The organism is Ferroacidibacillus organovorans (genome assembly GCF_001516615.1).
Classification (GTDB): Bacteria; Bacillota; Bacilli; order Alicyclobacillales; family SLC66; genus Ferroacidibacillus; species Ferroacidibacillus ferrooxidans_B.
In genome coordinates this window covers 24,655-35,119 of record NZ_LPVJ01000053.1, presented here as the reverse complement: position 1 = coordinate 35,119, position 10,465 = coordinate 24,655, and the positions used below count along the sequence as shown (strand labels likewise).

Sequence of the window (10,465 nt, the reverse complement as noted above, 5' to 3'; positions counted from 1 at the left end):
TCTTTCCCGTGACCTCGCTTATTCTAGACCCAGCAAGGGGAAATTCTTCACCGCCCACTAAAGATGCGTGGGGCCTGGCGTCACAGCAATAAATGAAAGAATGGTAGTATTCATCTATAAAAGGCACTCGAAGCTTTACACTCACCACTGCACAAGGAGTGTTCTTATGCCGAATTTCGGAAATCACATCCAATTTGATGTTTATAAAACCATGCCCCATCCCGATCCAGACCGACTCCCCGTCGTCTACGAGGAGTGGGAACGGCGTGCGCGTGAAGTACTCGCAGACGAACCGTTTTACTATGTCTCAGGCGGCGCCGGGGGTGAGCGTACGATGCGAGGCGTGCAATCGAACACGGTGCGGACGGAGTCATCGTATCCAATCACGGTGGGCGTCAAGTGGACGGCGCGATCGGAGCGCTTGATGCATTGCCTGCGGTCTGCGACGCGGTTCAGGATCGCGTTCCGGTGCTGATGGACAGCGGGATACGACGGGGGGCCGACATGGTCAAAGCGATCGCACTCGGGGCGAAAGCCACACTGATCGGTCGCCCCTGTATGTACGGTCTTGCAGTCGCAGGTGAGAGAGGTGTAAAGACCGTGTTGGAGCATCTGATCGCAGATTTTGATATCACGATGGCGCTATCCGGTCAGCGATCCGTCCGTGATCTCAATCGCACACTCCTTGTTGTATCAAAATGAGTCTTGCTCACTCCAGATTCTGTTCGACCATGCGCCATCCGCTCACTCAATGAACTTGACACGGTTCATTGAGTGAACGTTCAAGCTTGATGATGTCAATGCATTTTTATATCTGGAATCGGCGCTGCACAAATCAGGATGCAATACCGATCGCTTTTGCCTTCGCCAAAATTTCGTTTGCAAGAATCTGCCCAGCCAGGATATGCCCAGCCAGGTTCATGTGCCAATTGTTGGAAGCATACGGTTTGTAGGACTGATGATGCACCTTCAAATAATTCTCCATGGCGCTTAAAAGGTCAAAGACGTGTACTTTGGAGCTGTGTACCTCGCGAGCGCCTGCAACTTCCAAGTTCGTGTATACCTGCTCAAGCTTCACATCATGGCCGACATAGGTTGCAGGGGTGACAGGCGGTGTGACAACCCAAACCTGCGCGCCATATGAAACAGCCATGGACACCTCATCCTTAATGACTCTCTCAAACATTGTTTGCGGAGTCTTTCGGGCGATATCATTCAAGAGTCCCCAAGCGATCAGAACGACGTTTGGCTTTACCTTGTAAAGAAGCGGGTCGTACTGCGGAGCCAACATTGTAGGGATACCACCACTGACCGCCTTGTTTACAAAGTCGATGTGAATGTTTAGCCGCGAAGAGACCGTCTGCATTGCCCTCGTCAGGTAGCCGTCAAGATTAGGTGCATCATACCCTTGCGCACTCGATCCACCAACGGCCATCACTGTTAACGTTTGCGGCTGAGCCGGTTGCCCCTTTCGGTCGGCCGTTGTGATTGACGGTGACGTTTCCCGCGCGTGATGCGCGGTTTTCGCAATCAAGTGAGTAGGATTGACTGTCCCGAAATGATTCAGGGTGAATGTTTCAATCAGTGCAGCACTGCAAATGACGGTGCCTATCCAAAAAATCCAGTTCCGTTTTCGCATATGCGCACCTCCACGTTAAGATTCGTATCTATATTTCATTGTATTGCACATTTCGTATATCAAAGTCGTTCTGACACAACTTTTGCTGTTATCAAAGGATGGCATGTGTAAAAAACGTAGAAAACCATCTGATCACAATAAGAGAAGGAAATCAAAAATAGATTTTCCCCACCCCACGTATTGATCAGATACTGGATGATCATTTATGATAAAAGTTTTTCACTGTCCAAAGAGGATGCTTGAACTGTCAAACGTCGGCTCCGATACGATCCAGATGGACTATGCAGCAAATAGGTGAAATGGAACTCCCAGACGATACGCGACTCCTTCAGAATAAAAACTGAAATAATCTGAGGGGTGTGGTGGCAATCACTATACATGGTTCCAAAAAAAGACTTGATGCCGTCTGGTGGCTCTCTTTCAGTTCATCCATTGGGCTCTTTCTTGTCAATGTATCAGGATTCGTTGACACCGAAACGGGATCCGCACTGGGCTGTGGCCATCAGTGGCCACTCTGTAACGATCAATTTATTCCTACGCTTTGGAATGAGCACACCCTATTTGAATTTGCCCATCGTGTTTTGGTTCTCCTCATCGCCGTATTTTTAATCTCCACTGTGATCGCTGTATGGCATCGATACGGCTCATGGCTTGAAGTGCGCGTGTTGGCCTGGATCAGCATGGGTTTTGTCATTTTAGAGTCTGTCATCGGCGCAATCGCCGTTCTGTTGCCAACCGTCTCCCCTGCGATTCTGGCCATTACGCTTGGCGTTTCTCTCTTATCCTTTGTGGGAAACGTCCTGCTAACCGTTGTGCTCTCGCAAATTCAACGCAGACCATCGTTTGGGTCAGAAGTTTCGCTCCACCTGCGGGCATGCGAAATACCCCCCCCATTTTATGGGGTGGTCGTTTTTCACATTAGGATACACTTTTCTTGCAATGTATGTAGGTGCCTATCTCGCAAAAAGCAACATTTCAGACAGCTTCCGTGGTTACCCGCTCCCGAGTGAAACCTATCATCAAGTAGGATTTAACCTATACTTTGATTTTCTTCATCGCGGAATTGCCATCGGACTCTTTCTTTTGATCATTCGTCTCTTCGTTCCTGCATACCGTTGGCGCTCGAAGCGCCCCGATCTCTATAAAGGGGCGCTCCTCGCGATGCTTTTGGTCGTTGGGCAAATTCTCAGCGGCGGTTTCCTTATCCTTTCTCACCTTTCTCTTTTAGGTTTTTTAATTCACGTCTCCGTTGTCTCTTGTCTCTTTGCCACTGTGGCATATCTTTTATTGCAATCCCTTCCAGAGCCCTTGCGCCCTAGTCCATCATCGACTTCCCAAACCCCTTCAAAAACCCCATCGCAAATTTGAGGGTTCGATTGATGTCTGGGTCGTTTAACGCCCTGCCGAGATCTAGCAAGCCAACCTTTTTTTGATTTTGCACAGATTTCCTTCCATCTTCCAATCCTTGCGCAAGTCCGTTTAGCAAGGTACCCGTCATCTCAGGATCAATTTTTGTCAATCCACCCAAGGCGCTCATCATGTTGTTGATGAGCGTCGTAGCTTCCGGACGCAACGCCTGCTCAACTGCGATCTTCGCAATTTTTTCTTTCGCAGTAACCATCGCTGTCAACGCTTCTAGAATGCCGCTGTCACTCAACTCACCAAGCAGATGCAATCCTTGTTCAAGACTATCCTGATGATCTGCCACCACAGCGAGCAGAGGTTTAAGCGCGTCAACATCTGTAACCTGTCCCCCATCAACCGTGCGAGCAATCTTCTGAATCGGCGCCGCCATTTAACGCGCCCCCTTATACGAGTTTGGTGCATTGACATCCGCAATCGGCTGATAGTCCGAGCGCGCCCATTTCCGCTCAACCTGAACCCCCACCTGCGGCGTTCGCACAGCATTGCGCGGATTGGTGCGGGGCAGTGGACTATCCCCTCTCGCTTTTAACACCTGCATTCGCACCTTCGTCTGTTTGTAGGCTGGCGTGTGCGTCTTCACATCAAAGATGCTCCCCGTCAACATATTCACGGCTGTTTCGTGGCTCGACGAGTGCATCGGCATGTACACCGTCTGCCCTTGCACGCGATCTGTCACGATCGCTTTTAATTTGACCGCACCATACGGCGATTCAAGACGCACAAACATTCCCGTTTCAACACCGCGCTGCTTCGCCAGTTCCTGCGAAATCTCCACAAAAACTTCCGGCAGCTTCGCCTGAATGCCTGTCACCCTGCCCGTCAGGTTCCCTTCATGAAACTGTTCAAGCAGTCGCCCATTGTCAAGCGTCAAATCAAACTCCTCGGGAAACTCTACAGGTGCGACATACTCAAACAATGCAAAACGCGCCTTTTTGTCAGGGAAATTGAACCCGTCCAGATAGAGTACAGGCGTATCTTTTCCATCAGGCGATCCCCAGTGAAAACTGCTCCAACCTTCCAAAACATCATAATTGCATCCAGAGAAAAACGGAGTCAAGCTTGCCATTTCCGCGAAGATCTCGCGCGGATGCGAGTAGTTCCAAGCAAATCCCATGCGCTTTGCCAATTCGGTGAAGATTTGCCAATCCGGTTTGCTGTCCCCCAATGGATCAAGCGCCTTATACAGGCGCTGGACGCGCCGTTCCGTGTTGGTGAAGGTTCCATCCTTTTCAAGCGATGGCGCACCTGGCAGAATCACGTCTGCAAACTGCGCCGTCGTCGTCAAGAAGATTTCCTGAACGACCAGAAAATCGATGTTTTTAAGCATCTCTTGCGTGTGATTTGAGTTCGCGTCAACCCACGCCATGTCTTCTCCGGCGATATACATTCCTTTGAGTTCGCCGCGCTCGACCGCTTCTAGCATTTGAATGTTGTCATACCCTGGTTGCGCCTGGATCGAAACCCCGTACGCTTTTTCAAACTTCGCCCTGATTTCGCCATCTGTGACAGGCTGATAGCCCGGGAAAATATTCGGCATCGTTCCCATGTCACTCGCGCCCTGGACATTGTTGTGTCCGCGCAGCGGAAAAGCGCCAGCGCCTTTGCGCGCCATGTTGCCTGTCACGAGCAGCAGATTCGCAATCGCTCCTGACGTATGCGATCCCGCCACGTTTTGCGTAACGCCCATGCCCCAACAAATTGCCGTTCCATCCGCCTCATGAATCATCGTGGCAACCTGAATGAGTGTTTCTTTGGGGATGCCCGTCTCCTTCTCGGCGAAATCGAGTGTGAATGGCTGCAACAACTCCAAATACGCTTCATAGCCGTTGACGTGTTGCCGAATAAACGCTTCGTCATGCCAACCCTGTTCAATGATATACTTCGTCACGGCCGCCAGCCAGACATAATCCGTGCCTTGTCTTGGGCGCACGAAAAGATCTGAGCGCTCCGCCATCTCGTGTTTCCGAAGATCGAACGTGACAAGTTTTTGTCCATGCAATTTGTGAGCGCGCTTGATGCGCGTTGCCAGCACTGGATGGCCCTCTGCTGGAGAACAGCCCACCAGAATGACCAATCCCGCGTCTGCAATATCCTGGATCGTGCCTGAATCGCCGCCAATTCCGCCCGTCTGCTGAAGCCCCCAAGAGGCAGGCGACTGACAGTAGCGCGAGCAGTTATCCACATTGTTTGTGCCAAACACCTGTCGCGCTAACTTCTGCATCAGGTAATTCTCTTCATTCGTCATTTTGGATGATGAGATAAAGCCAAGCGCATTCGATCCATGTGTATCCCTGATCTGTCCCATCTTCGCAGCGACCAAGTCAAGCGCCTCGTCCCAGGACGCCTCGACAAACTCATCCCCCTTGCGAATCAAGGGTGAAGTGAGACGCTGCCTTGAGTTCACAAAATCCCAGCCAAACTTGCCCTTGATGCATGTTGAAATGCTGTTGACAGGCGCCTGTTCCACTGGCTCAATCTTGAGGATTTCGCGCCCCTTCGTCCATACTTCAAAACTGCAGCCGACACCACAAAATGTACAAACGGTTTTCGTCTTTTTCGTCCGCGTTTCGCGCATGGCCGCCTCAACTTCGGACACCGCAAAAATGGTCTTATAATCAGGCTCTACCTCTTTAACCAGTTGGATCATCGGTTTTAACAGGTCATCTGACATCCCTGTCATGTATCCTGCTTCACCAAGCATGGACTTTTCCATCAGCGCATTGCAGGGACACACCGTGACACAGTGGCCACAGGACACGCATGATGAATCATTGATCGGTTTTCCGCCGTCCCACAACACGCGCGGCATGTCGTCTTCCCACGAGATGCTGAGTGTCTCATTGACCTGCAGATCCTGGCATGCCTCCACACAACGGCCACAGAGAATGCACTGATCCGGATCATAGCGATAAAATGGATTCGACATATCCACGTCGTACCCTTTGGAGCGGAATGGGCGAGTTTGGTGACTCACGTCCAGCATTTCTGCCGTGTTGTGGACGCGGCAATTTCCGTTGTTGTTATCGCAAACCGTACAGTACAACAAGTGATTTTCCAAGATGCGATCCATCGCATCGCGCTGCGCCTCTTTTGCTTGCGCGGAGGCAAGGCGCACCGTCATGCCATTCTTTAAAACCGTCGCACAAGCCCGTACCGTTTGTCCGTCCACTTCGCACATACACGTATCGCAACTCTGAATCGGTCCCAGCACCTCAGAGTAGCAGATATGCGGGTGCTCAATGCCTTGATCGATCAGGTAATCAAGAATCCGCATACCTTCTTGAGCTTGCCGCAGTTCTCCATCAAGATTGAATTGAACATCGCCCATCCCTTGACGTCCCCTTATCAAATCAGTTATGAAAGAAATAAAAATACCCCCCAAATTCAAAGATCCCTCGCCGAACTGCGATGAGACATTTGCTTTTGCGGAGTAGTTCAAAGCACCTCGTGTACTTTTTGCCAATCCATAAGCTATCTACCTATGAGAATATCAAACTTCATCAGATCCGACAACCAAAAGCGGGCGATCAAAGACGAAAACAGTGACCGCGAGATCCAATTCCACATCAAAGTCACTCAATAGCGTGACGAGCTTAGCCCCGACAATCCGTTCGATTTCCGAGCGTGTCGCCGCATCCTCGTACACCTTTTTGATGTATGTCGTCCGCAGTTCGCGAACCATTCTCCTGCCTTCCTCCGTATTGACGGCAAACCGCTCAACGGTTGTGAGATTGCCCTTGAGCTCACAAATCGCCCAGGCATCTAAAAATCGCGTGGTGATATGCTCTGGCCCCTTGCCCACATGTTGCTTGCGAACCTCTCGGACAAAATTACTCACTTGATGCGCCATTTTAGAGCTGTTTATAACTGCTGCACCTCCTTATCACTTTGAACTCACGCTCCAAAACCACAGCATTTTTTATATTTTTTCCCACTTCCACAGGGGCATGGTTCGTTGCGGCCGACTTTCACTTTAATCATAGGTTTTGATTTTGTACCGCTCATGCTTAGAACAGATTCAGCGGCTACTCGCTCTCGAAATGCTCGCTCGTTTTCCAGCAGTTCACGATGCCACGCCTCCCCTTCAGGCAAGACGATACCGTTTATGACTGTGCTACAGTAGAGCGGCTCCCGCAAGTCTAACATCATTTCATCATAACCATCCGCGATGACCTGTTTTATGATGGGGATTCCTTCCACAGAAAGGATATTGCATAGGTTTGCCGCCAAAATCGTTCGAATTGAATCATCGCTCTCTGACTGTATGAGCTGAAGCATTGTTTGCTCCGCCACAGGATGCTTAATCGTTCCCAAAACTCCACCCGCAAAGAGACGAAAACTCCAATCCGCACTTTGAAACTCACGCTGAATCGCCCGGATCACATCTAGCGTTCCAATTCGCGTGAGCGCGACAGCGGCCTTTTCAAGAAGCAGATCCGCATCAGAATGAAGATACTTTATCAATTGTGGAATATATTCTTCCATACGCAAAAGACCTGCGAGTTCACATGCATAGATATCGTCATATCCGTCATAATCTTCGGGATAATCAACTTCCAAGTACTGACGAATCACTCTCTTTGACAAATCCGGTCGATTTGCCAATTCGCGCGAGAGATAGAGCCCAAAATCATAATCAAATTCGTTCGCATAACGACCTCTGCCTTCCTCGCTATACTCGAGCAACCGCTTAAACAATCGGTCTGTGTCCAATTCGGCGAGATGAACGCGCTGCTCCAACATCTTGTACTCTGATGGAGACCATGCCAAGTCGCTATTCTGCTCAAACCGACCTAAAAGCGGCGCCGGTGCGTTTAGCATGGATCTTTTAATTAAATACTGCTCTTTGGGGTAATGATCAATCATAGACATCATCTCTTTTAGAGTCATCTCCGACTGGAGAAAGTTCCGTGAGATGGCAAGAAGCAATCTTCTCGCATCCGCCAAAGCCGTGTTTACGGCTTGTAAGATCAGCGGCAAGAGATCCTCTCCCCAATACTTCGCCTCGTCAAAATACTGAACGGAAAAGCGCTGCACCATCTCGTCAGCGTGCAGAATAAATGGCTTTACATCGCTAAAAGATTTCAATAAAATCACTCCTTCAGGCATGACCAATCATTTGACTCTCGCGACACGCAGCGCTAAGCATTCCATCTACAAACTGCCCTCTGCTACAATCCCGCCCTTTGCAACTCATCCTTAAGTGCCGGCAACCTCGCATACGTATGATAGACGTTCGCGATGAACAGCCCCCACTCCTCCTTTTTCCAAGTGATGATTCCCGCTTTTTTAAAACCATCGTCCCTGGATTTTCACCCAAGGACGATAGATTAGCGCGATTCTATGAAATTAGCTCATACCATGATCTTGCAAATGTCATTTGTAAAGTCCACTGGATCCTGAATGGGCAGTCCCTCAATGAGCAACGCTTGATGATAGAGCAGGTTGGTATAAAGACTCAATTTCTCCTGATCCTGTTCAAGCGCCGCGCGCAGTGATTGAAACACACTGTGGTTGCTGTTGATTTCCAGCACCTTTTCCGCTTTCACTTGTTGGCTGTTCGGCATCGCATTCAGCACTTTTTCCATTTCAATCGTCAAATCACCGTCCGCCGTGAGACAAACCGGATGGTTTTTGAGCCGCTTGGAGATACGGACCTCTTTGACCTTGTCGCCAAGAATTTTTTTCATCTCGTCAAACAGCGCCTTATTCTCTTGCGCCTCTTGTTCCGTCTGTTCCTTGTCCTCGTCCGCTTCGATTCCCAAATCGCCGCTCGCGACCGACTTGAACTCTTTTTCCTTATAGTTCATCAACATTTTGATTGCAAATTCGTCTATTTCTTCAATAAAGCAAAGAATATCGTACCCTTTGTCCACCACAAGCTCCGTCTGCGGCAATTTCTCGATTCTCTCATACGTTTCGCCTGTCGCATAATAAATGTACTTCTGCCCTTCCGGCATGCTCGAGACGTATTCATCCAGCGTAATCATTTTCTTTTCTTTTAAGGAGTAAAACAGCAAAAGATCCTGGAGCGTGTCTTTGTTGCTTCCATAGTCACTGTATACGCCATACTTCAACTGTGTGCCAAACGCCTTGTAAAACACCTCATACTTCTCTCTCTCATCGTTTAACATGTTCTGCAGTTGACTCGTAATTTTATTCTTGATGTTTTTGGCGATCAACTGGAGTTGCCGATCTTGCTGCAGAATCTCCCGCGAAATGTTGAGCGACAGATCCTCTGAGTCAACCATTCCCTTGACGAAACGATAATAATCCGGCAACAAATCGGGACACTTGCTCATGATAAGCACACCGTTTGAATAAAGCTCCAGGCCCTTTTCATATTCCTTTGTGTAAAAGTCAAAAGGGGTCGTCTCCGGCAGATACAAAATGGCGTTATAGCTCACAGCGCCGTCGACGCGAATGTGCATATGCTTTATCGGCTTGTCAAAGCCGTAGTGTTTCTCCATGTAGAACGCTTCATAATCCTCATTGGTAAGCTCATTTTTGTTCTTTCTCCAAATGGGCACCATGCTGTTGATCGTTTGTTCTTCCGTGTAATCTTCGAATTCACCTTCGCTACCCTCTTTGGGCCTCTGTCTCGTCACGTCCATTTTGATTGGGTAGCGGATGAAATCAGAGTATTTTTTAATGATCGAGCGCAAACGGTACTCATCAAGATACTCGTCGAAGTTATCATCTTCTGTACGCTCTTTGATCTTTAAAAGAATCTCTGTGCCGACGGCGTCTTTTTGCCCCGGCTCAATCGTGTATCCATCTGCACCAGAAGACTTCCAGACATAGGCCGTGTCACTTCCAAGCGCACGGGTAATCACTGTGACTTCATCCGCAACCATAAACGCAGAATAAAAACCTACGCCGAACTGCCCAATGATATCGTGCCCGTCTTTCGCTTCATTTTCGCGTTTAAAAGAAAGTGAGCCACTCTGCGCGATCACACCCAGGTTGTTCTCCAGTTCTTCCCGCGTCATGCCAATGCCCGTGTCCAAAATGGACAGCGTGCGAGTTGGTTTATCCACCCCGATTTTTATGTAGTAATTTCCCTTCTCAAAGGTGAGGTTGCTGTCCGTCAGCGCTTTATAGTAAATCTTGTCGATCGCGTCACTCGCATTTGAAATCAATTCCCTGAGGAAAATCTCACGATTGGAATAAATCGAGTGAATCATCATTTCGAGCAGCCGCTTCGACTCTGCTTTAAATTCTGTCTTTTGCATGATCATGGCTCCTTTCATTAATAACCACAGCACTTGGATAAACATAACACTTGAATATGCGATGGCAGTTGCGCCACGCGTTAGCACTCAACACAAGAGAGTGCTAACATCACGGTCTATTTTACATACACATCCACGCTCTCGTCAATTTCCACACATAAAATTG

The 10,465-nt window shown here is 49.0% G+C and carries 8 protein-coding genes and 1 pseudogene; 3 read left to right on the top strand and 6 right to left on the bottom strand.

Annotated elements, in window-relative coordinates:
• Nucleotides 1-333: 333 nt before the first annotated feature.
• Nucleotides 334-702 (top strand): annotated as a pseudogene (locus ATW55_RS15855) (alpha-hydroxy-acid oxidizing protein); the annotation flags it as partial.
• A 133-nt stretch (nt 703-835) separates the two neighbouring features.
• Here the strand turns inward: ATW55_RS15855 and ATW55_RS11725 are convergent.
• Complete coding sequence (locus ATW55_RS11725; protein WP_067717739.1) at nt 836-1,639, bottom strand: SGNH/GDSL hydrolase family protein; 804 nt, start codon at nt 1,637-1,639, stop codon at nt 836-838.
• Nucleotides 1,640-2,001: 362 nt separating this feature from the next.
• Between ATW55_RS11725 and ATW55_RS16845 the strand changes: the two genes are divergently transcribed.
• Together ATW55_RS16845 and ATW55_RS17360 are read left to right on the top strand one after the other, a co-directional pair.
• On the top strand, nt 2,002-2,649 hold the full coding sequence (locus ATW55_RS16845) for a hypothetical protein (RefSeq protein ID WP_067717736.1): 648 nt from the start codon (nt 2,002-2,004) through the stop codon (nt 2,647-2,649).
• Nucleotides 2,537-3,007: a hypothetical protein gene (locus ATW55_RS17360; protein WP_423742967.1), complete on the top strand. Its 471-nt coding sequence runs from the start codon at nt 2,537-2,539 to the stop codon at nt 3,005-3,007. The genes ATW55_RS16845 and ATW55_RS17360 overlap by 113 nt, the downstream gene beginning before the upstream one ends.
• Here the strand turns inward: ATW55_RS17360 and ATW55_RS11710 are convergent.
• From ATW55_RS11710 to htpG, 5 genes are all read right to left on the bottom strand, one after another.
• Nucleotides 2,955-3,434: a DUF1641 domain-containing protein gene (locus tag ATW55_RS11710; protein WP_067717730.1), complete on the bottom strand. Its 480-nt coding sequence runs from the start codon at nt 3,432-3,434 to the stop codon at nt 2,955-2,957. The two genes, ATW55_RS17360 and ATW55_RS11710, sit on opposite strands and share 53 nt — an antisense overlap.
• On the bottom strand, nt 3,435-6,392 hold the full coding sequence (gene fdhF, locus ATW55_RS11705) for a formate dehydrogenase subunit alpha (protein WP_067717727.1): 2,958 nt from the start codon (nt 6,390-6,392) through the stop codon (nt 3,435-3,437).
• A 162-nt stretch (nt 6,393-6,554) separates the two neighbouring features.
• The gene (locus ATW55_RS11700) at nt 6,555-6,914 is read right to left on the bottom strand and encodes a DUF2294 domain-containing protein (RefSeq protein WP_067717724.1); all 360 of its coding nucleotides are present in this window, start codon (nt 6,912-6,914) and stop codon (nt 6,555-6,557) included.
• A gap of 44 nt (nt 6,915-6,958) precedes the next feature.
• Nucleotides 6,959-8,152, bottom strand: coding sequence for an SEC-C metal-binding domain-containing protein (locus tag ATW55_RS16155; protein ID WP_067717721.1), 1,194 nt, complete (start codon nt 8,150-8,152; stop codon nt 6,959-6,961).
• Between the two features lie 266 nt (nt 8,153-8,418).
• Nucleotides 8,419-10,299 (bottom strand): molecular chaperone HtpG, encoded by a 1,881-nt coding sequence (gene htpG / locus ATW55_RS11690; protein ID WP_067717718.1) that lies wholly within the window; start codon nt 10,297-10,299, stop codon nt 8,419-8,421.
• Nucleotides 10,300-10,465: the final 166 nt, after the last annotated feature.

Bases quoted from the DNA above. Each gene is read 5' to 3' on its own strand.
- ATW55_RS11700 (WP_067717724.1), bottom strand. From the start codon at position 6,914: ATGGCGCATCAAGTGAGTAATTTTGTCCGAGAGGTTCGCAAGCAACAT.
- ATW55_RS17360 (WP_423742967.1), top strand. From the start codon at position 2,537: ATGGGGTGGTCGTTTTTCACATTAGGATACACTTTTCTTGCAATGTAT.
- fdhF (WP_067717727.1), bottom strand. From the start codon at position 6,392: ATGGGCGATGTTCAATTCAATCTTGATGGAGAACTGCGGCAAGCTCAA.
- ATW55_RS11725 (WP_067717739.1), bottom strand. From the start codon at position 1,639: ATGCGAAAACGGAACTGGATTTTTTGGATAGGCACCGTCATTTGCAGT.
- ATW55_RS11710 (WP_067717730.1), bottom strand. From the start codon at position 3,434: ATGGCGGCGCCGATTCAGAAGATTGCTCGCACGGTTGATGGGGGACAG.
- htpG (WP_067717718.1), bottom strand. From the start codon at position 10,299: ATGCAAAAGACAGAATTTAAAGCAGAGTCGAAGCGGCTGCTCGAAATG.